Raw genomic sequence first — 13,716 nt, 5'->3', positions numbered from 1 at the left:
GCTCCTGGACGCGCGCCAGGTCGTGGCCGCGGGGCCCGATGGCTACGGGACGTTCCCGGAGGAGAGGCTCACTGGCCCCGTGTTCCTGACTGTCGCACCGGGGATCGGAGCTCGTTACGAGCTTTACTGACAGGATGGAGAGGGAGATTCGATATGCCCATCGCGGGTTCGACGCGCCATCCCGGCCTGCGGACGCTGGCGCTCTTCTGGACGGGCGTGCTCGCCGTGCTGCTCGGCTGCAGCGAGATCGCCGATCCGCTCGACGCGCGCGCCCTGCGGCGACAGTTCCCCGAGCAGGCAGACGCCATCCTCCAAGGCCCGTTCGCCTTCACCGCGGCGAGCGGTTCGTTCGAGCCCGTGCGCTCCTTCGAAGCGCCCGACGACCGGCCCGGTGAGGCCGCTCCGCGCCCCCGCTTCCCCATGCACGGCGACGGCGCCCTCCGCCTCCCCCTGGGCGACGGCTCCGAGGCGCGGGTGCGGGAGCTCGGCGCGGCGGGCGAGGGCGCCGCGGCCGAGAACGCCATCGCCTATCCGCGCGCGGGCGGCACCTCGTTCTGGACCGCCCTCGAAGACGGCTACGAAGAGTGGCTGCTGCTCGAGCCGCGCGCGGTGCGGCGCGACGCGCCCGTGGCCAGCTGGCACGTCGACGGCGCGATGCTGCGCCAGCAGGGCGAGGCCGTCGAGCTGGCGGACGCGCGCGGCGCGCCGCAGGTCCGCGTGACCGCGCCCGCAGCGTACGCAGCCGGGGGGAGGCCGATCGGGACGCGGCTCGTCGCCGAGGGCGAGCGGCTCGAGCTCTGGGTGGAGGCCGAGGGCGAGACCGTGCTCGTGGATCCGCGGTGGAAGCTCAAGAGGAAGATGAGCGCCGCCCGGGCCAGGCACACCGCCACGCCGCTGCTCGACGGGCGGGTGCTCGTCACCGGCGGCCAGAGCGACGTCGAGGCGAACGAGCTGGAGAGCACCGCCCAGGTGTTCGACCCGACCTCCGATACGTGGCGATCGCTCGGGACCGTGAGCTCCGCTCGCGTTGAACACACCGCCACGCGACTCCGGGACGGCCGGGTGCTCGTCGCCGGCGGCAGCGCTCATACGCAACCGCACGACGAGGAACCGTTCGCCACCGCCGCGGTGTTCGACCCGGCCGAGGACACGTGGTCACCCGTCGCGTCCATGAGCACCGCGCGCGCCAGGCACTCCGCGACGCTGCTGCCCGACGGGCGGGTGCTCGTCGCCGGCGGCCATGCTGCTGGAGAGACGCTCGCCGCCGCCGAGGTGTTCGACCCCGCCTCGGGCACGTGGACATCCGTCCCGTCCATGAGCGCCGCCCGCCACGCGCACACCGCGACGCTGCTGCCCGGCGGGCGGGTGCTCGTCGCCGGCGGCCGTGCCCCTGGAGAAGTGCTCGCCGCCGCCGAGATGTTCGACCCGGCCTCGGGCACGTGGACATCCGTCCCGTCCATGAGCATGAGCACCGCCCGCCACGGGCACTCCGCGACGTCGCTGCCGGACGGACGGGTGCTCGTCATCGGCGGTGGTGATCTCGAGAGAGAGCTCGCCAGCGCCGAGGTGTTCGACCCGGCCTCGGGCACATGGGCATCCGTCGCGTCCATGAGCACCGCCCGCTACCTGCACACCGCCGAGTCGATGGCGGACAATCGGGTGCTCGTCGCTGGGGGTTACGCTTATGAGGACGGCGTGCTCGACCGCGCCGAGGTGTACGATCCGGCCTCCGGCGCGTGGTTGCCGGTCGACCCCATGGTCACCGCCCGCCATGGGCACACCTCCACGTCGCTGCCGGATGGACGAGTGCTCGTCGCCGGAGGTGGTGGCCATCAAGCAGTGCTCGACAGCGTCGAGGTGTTCGACCCGGCTTCCAGCGTCTGGCGGTCGGTCGAGCCCCCGACAGCCGCGCGCGCCGGGCATACCGCCACGCCGCTTCCGGACGGACGGGTGCTCGTCGCCGGAGGCCTTGTCAGCGGGCTCGACGTTGAACGAGCGCTCGCCAGCGCCGAGGTGTTCGACCCGGCCTTCGGCGCATGGTCGCCCCTCGACTCCATGAGCGCGGTCCGCCTGGGGCACACCGCCACGCCGTTGCCGGATGGGCGGGTGCTCGTCGCCGGCGGTGGTCGAACCGTCGTCGACGTGAACACGCAGGAAAACACCGTCGAGGTGTTCGACCCCGCCACCGAGAGGTGGTCATCCATCGACTCCCTGAGCGCGGCCCGCCAGCACCACACCGCCACGCTACTGCTGGACGGGCGGGTGCTCGTCGCCGGCGGCTACGGCGCTCAGGGAGCGCTCGATACCGTCGAGACGCTCGACCCGGCCTCCAGCGAGTGGCTGCCCCTCGATTCCATGACGATCCCCCGGTCCGCTCATACCGCGACGCTGCTGCCGGACGGGCGGGTGCTCGTCGCCGGCGGCTACGGCGCTCAGGGCGCGCTCAACAGCGCCGAGGTATTCGACCCGGCCTCCGGCGGCTGGGTGCCCATCGGGCCCCTGATCTCCGCCCGCGCGGAGCACAGGGCGACGCTGCTGCCGGACGGGCGGGTGCTCGTCATCGGCGGCTACGGCGATCAGGGAGCGCTCGACACCGTCGAGGCGCTCGACCCGGCCTTCGGCACGTGGGTACCGCTCGCGCCCATGCACCATGGCCGCCTCGGACACAGCGTCACGCTTCTGCCGGAGGGGCTGGTGCTCGTCACCGGCGGCAGCGATCTCTCCATGGTGATCCATCCCGGCAGCACCGAGGCGTTCGATCCAACGAGCAACACGTGGTCGCTCCTCGCGCCCATGCTCGACGCCCGCCGCGGGCATGCCGCCACGCCGCTGCCGGACGGGCGAGTGCTCGTCTCCGGAGGCGGCCCCCACCCGCCGAATCATCCGATCGGCGCCGAGGTGTTTCAGCCGATGCCGAACGGCAGCATCTGCACGGCGGCCATCGAATGCCAGAGCGGCTTTTGCGCGGACGGCGTCTGCTGCGACCGGACCTGCAACGTCTATCTCTGCGAGGCGTGCTCGGATCACCGGGGCGCCTCCGCCGATGGCGTCTGCACATCGCTGCACCCCGACTATGCCCCCTTCGCGTGCTCGCCTCGAAATGGGCGCCAGGCCAAGCCCTGCTCCTCGGTTCGCGACTGCGTCGACGGCTATGTCTGCGATGGGCGCGACTGCGTCCTGCCGCCGCCGAACAGCGGATTCCTCGACGGGGGCGGCTGCCATCTCGCCACCCCCGCCGCAGCGGAGCTCACGCGACGCGCGCCCGCGGAGCTCGGCCTGCTGCTGCTCGCCGCCGTCTCCATGGCGCTGCGCCGACGCCGCGGATAGCGGCGCCGGACCGGCGCCCCCTCATTGCGGGGCATACGCCCGGAACTCGCCGCTCAGGTGCAGCAGGGCCAGAATGCACTTTGCAAAGACAGTTTACACCCCGCTCTCCTCACCCCAGTCCCCGGCCGCCGCCCATGACATCGTCGCCGTGGAGCGCGCCAGCCCGAACCGCCCGTCGCGGTCGATGGCGATGACGCCGCCGGTCATGTCGAGCCGCTCGGCGAGGTGCGCGATGATCCCCCGCGCCGCGTCGACCGCGCTGGCGCCGGCGCGCATCCGCTCCGCGGCCGAGTGCGCCACCGCGAGGCGGATCATCCCCTCGCCGTGGCCGGTCGTGGACACGGCGCCGGCCTCGTCGTCGGCGTACGTGCCCGCGCCGATGAGCGGCGAGTCGCCGACCCGCCCGACCCGCTTGTTCACCGTGCCGCCGGTGCTCGTCGCCGCGGCGGTGAGCCCGCTCGCGTCCCGCGCCACCGCCCCGACCGTGCTGCCCGCCCAGGAGGTCGCGCGGCCCGCGCCCTGCTGGGCGGCGGCGAGCGCCTCGCGCGCGGCCTCGGTGATGAGCGCGGCCTCGCCCACGGGCGTGAACCCCTTCATCCGCGCGAACCTCGCGGCGCCGTGCGCGGCGTAGAGCACGTGGCGGCCGTCCTCCAGCGCCGCGCGCGCGATCGCGATCGGCTCGGCGAAATCCGCGAGCGCGCAGACCGCGCCGGCGCGCAGCCCGCGGCCCTCCATGATCGACGCGTCGAGCTCGATGTGGCCCTCCTCGTTGAGGCACGCGCCCGTGCCCGCGTTGAAGAGCGGATCGTCCTCGAGGACGCGCACCGCGCGCTCGACCGCGTCGAGCGCGCCGCCGCCCTCCGCCAGCACGCGCGCCCCCTCGCGCGCGGCGCGGAGGCACCCCGCCGCGTGCAGCGGCCTCCGCTCGGGGGCGACGTTGCCCGCGCCGCCGTGGACCAGGATGGAGCGCTGTCCGCCGCGCCCGCCCAGATGATGGATGACGTGCTTCACGGTCGCGGCACCCTACCGCGGCGCGCGCCCGGAGGTCCACGCTCCGCCGCCGCTCACTCGGGCGGACGCGCGCTCCGCTTCGCCTCGAGATCGTAGGTCATCCCGCACGGCAGCGCCGCGAACACCGGCGCGACGCTGAGCTCGCCGGGCACGAGATCCTCGCAGCGCGAGCCCGCCGTGGGCGCGAACTCGTAGGTCATCCTCGCCTCGAAGCGCGTGATGTCGTCGTCCACGCCGCGGAGCTCCCCGCGCGCCCGGTCGCGCCGCTCGACCGAGCAGGGCGGCCCGGGCGGCATGTCGCCGCCGCGCATGTCCACCACCACGCGCGCCTCGATCGAGAAGCCCTCGTCGTCGTCCAGGATGCCCTGGACGACGCTGGCGCCGTTGTCCCAGTACAGCGCGCCCTCGTCGCGCGCGAGCTCGACGTCGAACTCCCAGAGGCGCGCCGCGCCGAGCGCCCCCTCGCCGCACGTGTTCGACGTCTGCGTCGCGACCACGTGGAACGCGCCGAGCGCCGTCCCCGGCTCGTCGGCGGCCTGGTCCCCGAACGCCTCGACGCACCCCGAGAGCGCAGGCAACGCCGGCAGCACCGCGAGCAGCAGCAGCATCCGCATGGACGCCGCCTACCAGACCGGCGCGGCGCAGGACAAAAAAGCGCGCGCTGGCAATGGAAATAAAAAACGGGCCGGGTGCTTCGCTTGCACCCGACCCGTCCCGTGGGCCTCTACCGGAGGCCTTCTGGACCCCGCTTGATCCCGCCTGTGCGGCGCCTCCCCTGTCCCATCGCGACGAGCGATCGACCCCGGAGCACCGGTGAGAATCGTCTCCGGAAGACCTGAGTCTTCCACGATTCTCTCTCTGCCGGCCTCGCGGAGGTCGCGATGGCTGTCAACAGGTCGTCAGGCGCCGGACCTGGCCGAGCGCGGACGCGTCTCGCAAGGCCCTGATGGCCCTGCGTCACGCTCCACGAGGGTCAGCTGTTCCCAGCCTCCGGTATAGAAGAGCCACTGGTACTGTGCATGGTGTCCATCCCTCCTCCGGCGTGCCGGCACCCCGCGCCGGATCGAAAGCATCGTCCGGCATGGCAGGGGTGTTCGATTGCGGATCAGCGGAGAGCCCGCCGATCTGGTATCGACCTCGGTACCACGGTGCTCCGCGGCAGGACCATCCTGGAGCTGACGCTCCGTCCGAAGCCGAGGACCAGCCTATCACCGCTGTTCAGGCGAGCAAGGGCCTCACGCACCGAAACATGCAAAGTGACTCACTTCCTTTTTCTCCGGCTCTCGCCTCCGCTGGCTCGGCTGCCGGAGCGGTCAGACGGCAGCGCGCGCAGCGCAGCTTGACAAGAGAAGCAGAGGGGTCGAACGGGAGGGCCCGCAGAGCGCGTGCGACGGAACCGACGGAACGTACGAGACCGACGATACCGGCAAGCCCGCGGCGCGGCAGCGGCGAGGACGGCCGCGGATCGCCCCGCGCGCAGCGCTCTGCGCCGCGGGATCCGCGGCGCTGCGCGGCGGCGGCGCCGGGGCACGGGGTCGATCGCGCGGCCGCTACACGTGCACGAACCAGCTCGTCTCCTCGCCCTCCGGCAGCGCCGTGGCGAGGACCGCGAGCATCGCGTCGATCTCTTCCTTCGTGTGCACGCCGCTGCGCAGGATGGCCGCCGGCCCCTCGCCCGCCGGCACCACCACGGACTCGACGGCGAGCGCCGTCTCGACGCCGTAGCCGTAGGACGCCAGCGTCACGACGGCGGTGGCTTCCCGGTCGTCGAGCAGCCTGCGGATCGTCAGCGTGCGGCGCACGCGCTCGCTGTCCTCCGCCCACGTCGCGAGCCACGCGCGCGTGGCCTCGTCGAGGCCGACGAGCACGAGCTGCGCAGGCGGCATGGCGTCCGGATCGGCCGCTGCCACCGCGGCGCGGTGGAAGCCCCGCACCTCCCGGCACCAGAGCGGCGGCGCGCCGTCGACTCGGACGACAAAGCCGTAGGGACCACGAGCCCCCTCGCGCTCGGAGCCCCCCGAGGAAGCGGAAGAGAAACTGTCGTTCGACACGAAGGGAGACGATACACGAGCTCTGCTCTGCGGAGGAAGCCCGCTCGATTGCGCAGCACGTCGAACCGACACGGCTCCGCCCTGGCCACACGCGGCACCTGGGTACGCTCGCTGTTCCCGGTTGTTCCTGGCTGTTCCCGGCTGTTCCTGCTGTGAGTTCCCGCTGTTCCTGCTGTTCCCGGCTGTTCCTCGCGGCTCCCGGCGCGCCTTGCCGTTCCCGACGGTTCCTTGCTCTTCCCATCGGTTCCGCAGCTCTCGCTGCGCTGGCATCCGCAGTTCCTCGCAGTTCCTCGCAGTCGCTGCTGTTCCCCGCGAGCCCTTCAACGAGACCGCCACACTCCCTGGATTTCGGCTAAGGTGGCCCCGCCTCCCCTGTGGAGCCCGTCCGGGACGGGGTGCGTTTTGCACCTACGGTGCCGCCCCTACCGACGCGCTCCAGCCCGCTTCCGCGGGTCGGGGCGGCGGCGGCAGCGCCCGCCGCCGGGCGCCGCGGTGGCAACCGGCGCAGAGGCCCGCCGGCGCGCCCCGCCGCGTCACCCCCGATCCCGATCCGACACGCAGGCCATGAAGCTCACGTCACAAGAAATCATCGAGATCGTCACCGCGCTCTGCGCCTTCTTCGGCGTCGCGTACGCGCTCAACTCGTTCGCCCCGGCGCGCTCCCGCGTGCTGGCGCGGTACATCACGGTCGCCGGCGGCGTCGCGCTGTTCTTCTATGGCCTGCACCGGTACATCGACGAGCACGCCCGCGCCGTGGACCTGGCGAAGGTGCTGATCGCGATGGGCGCCGCGCTCTGCGTCTTCTACGAGACGCAGCGCGAAGGGATGCGCAGGCCGATCGCCGAGCGCTGGAAGCGGTTCGTCGGCGTGGCGCTCGGGATCGCCGCCATCCTCTGTTACTTCAACGGCTTCCGCTTCGGCTATCCCAAGTATTACCACCGCTGGGATCAGTTCCATTACTACATGGGGGCCAAGTACTTCCCCGAGATGGGGTACGACGGCCTCTACAAGTGCGCGCTGATCGCGCAGGACGAGCTCGGGCTCGTCACGTACACGAACGAGGACACCGGGCGTCAAGTCAAGCTGGACATGGCGAAGGAGGTCCGCCATCCGGACAAGAAGATCCGGAACCTCGGCGGCGACAACCTCCTCATGCCGGCGAGCGAGGTGCTCAGCCAACCGGAGGTCTGCAAGGCGCACTTCGCCCCGGAACGATGGGAGGCATTCAAGGCCGACGTGCAGTTCTTCCGGACGTCCTCGGACAAGGGCTACTGGGAGGACATGCAGAAGGACCACGGCTACAACCCGCCGCCGGTCTGGACGATCATGGGCAAATTCTGGGCGGACCTCCAGCCGGCCAGCACGCGCTACCTCCAGTTCCTCGCCAGCTTCGATATTTTCTATCTCCTCGGTATGTTCGTCGCCCTCTACTGGGCCTTCGGCTGGCGGGTCTTCGCGGTCGCGGCGATCTTCTGGGGCTGCCAGTCGTCAGCGCCGTTCTACTGGACCGGCGGCGCGTTCCTCCGGCAGGACTGGCTCTTCTATCTCGTCCTGTCGGCCTGCCTGATCCGCAAGCGATATTTCAAGCTGGCAGGCGCGAGCATGGTCTACGCAGGTCTCCTGCGCATCTTCCCGGGCCTGCCCGTGATCGGCTGGCTGACGATCGCGGGGATTCACCTCTTCCGTCACAAGCGCATGGCGAAGTCGCACGTGCAGGTGCTGATCGGGGGCGTCCTTGCGGCGGCCGTGCTCATCCCGGTGAGCATGAAGGTCTCCGGCAAGGAGTCGTACGTGCAGTTCTACGAGCACACGCTCAAGGTGCACGACCAGACGCCGCTGACCAACCACATGGGCCTGCGCGTGCTCGTCGCCCACAAGCCCGGGACCGGCGTCGAGTCCGGCCGGATGAAGTACACGAAGGACACGAAGCTCGTCGACCCGTTCGAGGTCTGGAAACGGATGCGCAACGAGCGCTACGCGAAATACCGCTGGGTCGCCTACGGGATCATCGCCGCGAGCCTGGCCGCCTTCGTCTACGTGTGCCGGCGGATCCGCTCGCTCTGGGTGGCCCAGTGCCTGGCCCAGATCTTCATCATCCTGCTCTCACAGCTCACCTGTTATTACTACTCGTTCATGATCCTGAGCGCGCCGCTCACCCGGCTGAAACGGCAGATCGAGGTGCCCCTGTTCGGCCTGGCCGCGCTCAGCCAGTTCATCTGGATCACGTTTCACTATAACGACGACAAGTACACGGCGCTGACCGCGGTCTCACTCGCCTTCTGCTACTACCTGCTTTGCCTCTTCTCGGGTAAGCCGGTGCCGTGGGCGCGGCGCGTCGAGCCCGCGGCGGCGGACGGCGGAAAGCCTGCCGCGCAGCAGGCCTGAGGCGCTCGCCCCTCCGCGCTGGGAGACCTCGACAGCGCACCACCGCGATGCCTGGAAACGAACGATGACGGACGTAGTGCGAGAGCATCCAGAAGAGCCCGGCGACCTCCAGGGAGACGAGGCCCGCCCGAGCGACCCGGGGGCGCCGGCCGACCGGGAGAACAAGGCGCCCCTGCGCGCCGACGAGCGGGCGGTCCACGCCTTCCGGAAGGTGCCACGGACGGGCGTCATCTACGTGACGACCGAGGCCGCGCGCCTCGGGTTCAAGCCGGGCGCCGACGAGGGCCCGGACGGCTGGTGCAACCTCGGGCAAGGGCAGCCCGAGACGGGCCCGCTCCCGGGCGCGCCCGAGCGCTGCGCGGCGGTGCCGATCGCCGGCGACGACCAGGAGTACGCGCCGGTGGCCGGCCTGTGGGAGCTGCGCGAGGCGATCGCCTCGCTGTACAACCGCGCGTACCGGCGGGGCATGCCGTCGCGCTACACCGCCGAGAACGTCGCGGTGTCGGGCGGGGGCCGCATCGCCCTCACCCGCGCCGCGGCGGCGCTCGGGCAGATCAACCTCGGCCACTTCCTGCCCGACTACACCGCCTACGAGGAGCTGCTCGACGTCTTCCGGTTGTTCTCGCCGATCCCGATCCTGCTCGAGGGCGAGCGGGGCTACTCGTTCTCGGTCGGCGACCTCCGCCGCGAGATCCTGGGGCGCGGCCTGAGCGCGATCCTCGCGTCGAACCCGTGCAACCCGACCGGAAAGCACGTGCGCGGCGAGGAGCTCGCCGCCTGGGTCCGCACCGGGAAGGAGCTCGATTGCGCGCTCTTGCTCGACGAGTTCTACTCGCACTACGTCTACGGGATGGGCGACGTGGCGCCGATGGAGAGCGCCGCGCGCTACGTCGAGGAGGTCGACCGCGATCCGGTGGTGATCTTCGATGGGCTGACGAAGAACTGGCGCTACCCTGGCTGGCGCGTCACCTGGACGCTCGGGCCGCGCGAGGTCATCGAGGCGGTCGCGAGCGCCGGCAGCTTCCTCGACGGCGGCGGCTCGAAGCCGATGCAGCGCGCCGCGGCAGAGCTGCTCACCATCGAGCACACCCGCGCCGAGACGACGGCCATCCACCGGGCCTTCTCGCGCAAGCGCGAGCTCCTGATCGCCGGGCTGCGCAAGCTCGGCGTGACCATCGACGCGGAGCCCGAGGGCACGTTCTACGTCTGGGGCTCGGTCGCCGATCTGCCCCCCGGGCTCTCCGACGGGCACGGCTTCTTCCGGGCGGCCCTCGGGGAGCGGATCATCGTGGTGCCGGGCGAATTCTTCGACGTCAACCCGGGCAAGCGGCGGGCGGGGCGGCCGTCGCGGTTCCGCCACCACGTCCGCTTCTCGTTCGGCCCGAGCGAGGAGGTCCTCGTCCGGGCGCTCGGGCGGCTCGAGCGCATGGTAGGCGAGCGTCGCCGGGCCTGACACCGGCGGCGCCGCGCAGCGGAGCGGCAGGACGGTGCCGAGCGCCAGGTCTTGTCGCGCTGCACGTCTTCCGACATGGTGGGGGAGCGCGTGGCCAAAGATCCGTGGAGTGATTGGAACGACGACGACCCCGGTAACTTCCAGCCGGGCGATACGATCGGCCCCTACGAGCTGCTGTTCCCTGCGGCCGTGGGCGGCATGGCCGCCGTGTGGGCTGCGCGCCTGAGGCGGCCCAACGGCTCCGTCCAGATCGTCGCCGTCAAGCTGCTGTCCGACGCGATGCGGGGGGACGACGACGCGCGGGCGATGTTCCTCGACGAGGCGTGCACCGCGTCGCGCATCCTCCACCCGAACGTGGTGCACATCCTCGCGTACGGCGAGGTCCGCGACCGACCGTACCTCGCGATGGAGTGGATCGACGGCGCGCCGATCGCGAAGATCTTCTCGAACCAGAAGGCGAAGCGGGCGCTGCTGCCGCTCGGCTGGGTGCTCCACGTGATGATCGACGCGTGCGCCGGCCTGCACGCGGCGCACGAGGTCCGCGACGACACGGGGGAGCTGCTCAACCTGATCCACCGCGACGTCACGCCGGAGAACGTGATGGTGACCTTCGACGGCATGGTCAAGGTCGTCGACTTCGGGGTCGCGAAGACGCGGGCGCGCGCGCAGATCAGCCGCGTCGGCGCGATCAAGGGCAAGACGGGGTACTTCTCGCCCGAGCAGGTCATGGGCGGGACGCTCGACCGCCGCAGCGATCTCTTCTCGATGGGCGTGCTGCTGTACCTGCTCGTGACGGGCCACACGCCGTTCCGCGGCAAGGGCCCGCTCGAGGCGATGCAGCAGATCGCGAACCGCAACCCGCAGCCGCCGCGCGAGATCATGCCCGAGGTCCACCCGGAGCTCGACCGCATCATCATGCGGGCGCTCGCGAAGAACCCGAACGAGCGGTACCAGACGGCCGCGGAGCTGCGCCGCGATCTCGAGCAGGTGAGCGTCGCGGTCCGCGAGAGCTACACCGACAAGCAGGTCGGCCAGCTCGTGCGCGATCTGCTCCCCGGCGTCGCCGAGGCGCGCAAGGAGCGGATCGACCAGGCGATCGACGAGCTCGACCGGATCCTCGCCGAGCGCGCCCACCCGCAGCGGCCCCAGGCCGCGCGGCCCGAGGACGCGACGGAGGTGATGCTCCGGCGCATCTCCATGCTGCCGATCCTGCAGGACGGGCCGGAAGCGACGGAGGACGGGGCGTCGTCCGATGCGGCGTCGGCCTCGTCCGCGGCGGGTCCGGCGAGCTCGCGCATGTCGGGTCCGGCCAGCTCGCGCATGTCGGGTCCGGCCAGCTCGCGCATGTCGGGTCCAGCCAGCTCGCGCATGTCGGGGCCGACGAGCTCGCGGCGGACGAACCAGGACCCGATGCGCAAGTCGAACCCGGACGCGACCCGCAAGTCGCACCCGGACGCGACGGTCTCGCCCCTCGAGTTCGCGGCCGGGCTTCAGCCGCTCCCGCTGGGCCTGCCGCCGACGCACGCGGGCCACGCGCCGGCGCACGGGGGGCCGGCGGCGCACGCAGGCGATCCCACGGACGCGGGCGCGTCGATGCCCGAGCGGCGCGCGCGCCCGGCGCCCGCGAGGGGGTCCTTCGTCCGGACCGCGCTGCTCACGCTGGCCATCCTGGGCCTGGCCGCCGTCGTTGCGCTCCTGCTGGTCCGTCGCTCCCGCGGCCTGCCGTTCGGCTCGCTGGAGTCGCCCTTCGCGATCCCCAGCGCGCCCGGGCCGACCCTGGATCCGCCCGACGCCGCCGTCGACGCGGCGGCAGCGCAGGACGCGGGCGCGCCCGCCGTCGCGGCCCCGATCGAGCCCGTCGCCGACGCCGCGGCGCCGGCCGACGCGGCCGCCGTGGAGGTGGTCGCGGATGCCGCGGTCCCTGGCGACGCCGGGGCCGAGGTCCCCGCCGACGCCGCCGCGCCGCTCGCAAGCGGGCAACCCGGCGCTGCGCCCGCGCCGGCAATGCCGTACCCGGTCGCCCCTACGCCGCGCGTCCCGGGGCCGATGCCGACGCCAGCCGTCACCGGCTTCCCGCGGCCCGCGGCGACGCCGTCGAGCCCGCCGGGCCCCGCGCAAGCCCCGCCGCGTGCGCCCGCTCCGGGCCAGCCCCCGCCGCGCGCGCCCGCGCCGCCGCCGAACCTCGACCTGGCGCCGCGGTAACGCCGCCCGGCCCGCCTCGCCGCAGCGGGCGCTCAGTCCTTCTTCGGCCTGTCCACCTGAGACTTGTCGGGCAGCGGCGATGGCGGCGTCGGGGTGACGCGGGACGCCGCCTTCTTCAGAGACGACTCCGCGAGCGACACCAGCGTTGCGAGGTGCACCGGCTTCGAGAGCAGGAAGATCGCGTGACGCCGCAGCGCGCGGATGCGGGCCTGCTGCGACTCATCCGCGGTCACGACGAACACGGGCGTGTCCCGGTTCAACGCGCCCTTGGCCGAGAGCGAATCGAGCACGCTGAAGCCGTCGACGAGCGGCATGTGCAGGTCGAGCACCACGAGATCGAACTTGCGCGCGGAGAGCCGCCGCAGGGCCGGCGCCCCGCCGTTGGCCTCCTCGACGTCGCCGAGCGTACGGAGCGCGCGCGCAAACATGCCTCGAATCGCAGCGTCGTCGTCGATGACGAGGATGCACGTCACAGCATGATGATGTTTGCACGGGCACGGAAGCGCTGGAAGCGCGGCGCAGACTTCCGCATCACGCGCAGCGAGCGTCTCCGCAGCCGCAGCAATGCAGCGCGCACAGCGGAGACGGACGCGCCGTCAGCGCAAGCACGTATGTCCACGGGCCGAGGGCGGACATGGACGCCACGGACGGGGTGCGGTACACGCGGGGGAAGACCGCATCGGCACCGCAAAGGAATCATCCATGGGCAAGTTCACCGTCACGAACGAGATCAACTGCAACATCGATACGTTCTGGAAGCTGTTCCTGGACAAGGCCTTCAACGAGGAGCTCTACAGGAAGGAGCTCGGTTTCCCCGAGTACACCATCACGGAGCAGTTCGAGACCGAGGGCGAGATCGTCCGGAGGTCGGCCGGGAAGCCCAAGATGAACTTGCCCGGCCCCGTGGAGAAGCTGCTCGGCTCCGGCTTCCGCTACACCGAAGAGGGCAAGCTGAACAAGGCGACGAAGGTGTGGACCTTCAAGCTGACGCCAAGCACCCTGGCGGACAAGATGCGCAACGAGGGCGTGGTGCGCGCCGAGGCGATCGGCGACAACAAGACGCGTCGGATCGCCGAGCTCGTCATCGAAGCGAAGGTCTTCGGCGTGGGCGGCCTGATCGAGAGCAGCGCCGAGAAGGAGCTGCGGCAAGGGTGGGAGCAGAGCGCGGTCTTCATGAACCAATGGATCGCCCAGGGTAAGGCGGTGTAGCCGCTCCCGCACGGACCGCTCGACCAGACCTCGCCGCGCGCACCTGCCCGCCCGAAGAAGGCGACGCCCGACAGATCA

General features: G+C 71.7%; 9 protein-coding genes. 5 read left to right on the top strand and 4 right to left on the bottom strand.

Annotation, left to right across the window (positions count from 1 at the left end; all coding sequences use genetic code 11):
• Nucleotides 1-153: 153 nt before the first annotated feature.
• Complete coding sequence (locus tag WME96_RS15235; RefSeq protein WP_437290831.1) at nucleotides 154-3,327, top strand: kelch repeat-containing protein; 3,174 nt, start codon at nucleotides 154-156, stop codon at nucleotides 3,325-3,327.
• A gap of 93 nt (nucleotides 3,328-3,420) precedes the next feature.
• Here WME96_RS15235 and WME96_RS15230 read toward each other — a convergent pair whose 3' ends face one another.
• The 3 genes from WME96_RS15230 to WME96_RS15220 all read right to left on the bottom strand — a co-directional run bounded on the left by WME96_RS15230 (nucleotide 3,421) and on the right by WME96_RS15220 (nucleotide 6,389).
• Nucleotides 3,421-4,338: an isoaspartyl peptidase/L-asparaginase gene (locus tag WME96_RS15230; RefSeq protein ID WP_437290830.1), complete on the bottom strand. Its 918-nt coding sequence runs from the start codon at nucleotides 4,336-4,338 to the stop codon at nucleotides 3,421-3,423.
• A gap of 53 nt (nucleotides 4,339-4,391) precedes the next feature.
• The gene (locus tag WME96_RS15225; protein WP_437290829.1) at nucleotides 4,392-4,952 is read right to left on the bottom strand and encodes a hypothetical protein; all 561 of its coding nucleotides are present in this window, start codon (nucleotides 4,950-4,952) and stop codon (nucleotides 4,392-4,394) included.
• Nucleotides 4,953-5,888: 936 nt separating this feature from the next.
• Entirely contained in the window at nucleotides 5,889-6,389 is a 501-nt protein-coding gene (locus WME96_RS15220; RefSeq protein WP_437290828.1) for a hypothetical protein, read from the bottom strand.
• Nucleotides 6,390-6,953: 564 nt separating this feature from the next.
• On the opposite strand from WME96_RS15220, the gene WME96_RS15215 reads away from it, so the two are divergent.
• The 3 genes from WME96_RS15215 (at nucleotide 6,954) to WME96_RS15205 (ending at nucleotide 12,429) form a co-directional block, all read left to right on the top strand.
• Complete coding sequence (locus WME96_RS15215; RefSeq protein WP_437290827.1) at nucleotides 6,954-8,774, top strand: hypothetical protein; 1,821 nt, start codon at nucleotides 6,954-6,956, stop codon at nucleotides 8,772-8,774.
• A gap of 64 nt (nucleotides 8,775-8,838) precedes the next feature.
• Nucleotides 8,839-10,227, top strand: coding sequence for a pyridoxal phosphate-dependent aminotransferase (locus WME96_RS15210; RefSeq protein WP_437290826.1), 1,389 nt, complete (start codon nucleotides 8,839-8,841; stop codon nucleotides 10,225-10,227).
• Nucleotides 10,228-10,317: 90 nt separating this feature from the next.
• Nucleotides 10,318-12,429, top strand: coding sequence for a serine/threonine-protein kinase (locus tag WME96_RS15205; RefSeq protein ID WP_437290825.1), 2,112 nt, complete (start codon nucleotides 10,318-10,320; stop codon nucleotides 12,427-12,429).
• 32 nt (nucleotides 12,430-12,461) lie between these two features.
• Here WME96_RS15205 and WME96_RS15200 read toward each other — a convergent pair whose 3' ends face one another.
• Nucleotides 12,462-12,902: a response regulator gene (locus WME96_RS15200; protein WP_437290824.1), complete on the bottom strand. Its 441-nt coding sequence runs from the start codon at nucleotides 12,900-12,902 to the stop codon at nucleotides 12,462-12,464.
• A 229-nt stretch (nucleotides 12,903-13,131) separates the two neighbouring features.
• On the opposite strand from WME96_RS15200, the gene WME96_RS15195 reads away from it, so the two are divergent.
• Nucleotides 13,132-13,638 (top strand): DUF2505 domain-containing protein, encoded by a 507-nt coding sequence (locus WME96_RS15195; protein WP_437290823.1) that lies wholly within the window; start codon nucleotides 13,132-13,134, stop codon nucleotides 13,636-13,638.
• Nucleotides 13,639-13,716: the final 78 nt, after the last annotated feature.

Source organism: Sorangium sp. So ce406 (genome assembly GCF_051474675.1).
Taxonomy (GTDB): Bacteria; Myxococcota_A; Polyangia; order Polyangiales; family Polyangiaceae; genus Sorangium; species Sorangium cellulosum_G.
The sequence above is the reverse complement of the archived record's forward strand: the minus strand, read 5'-3'. Positions and strand labels throughout refer to the sequence as shown.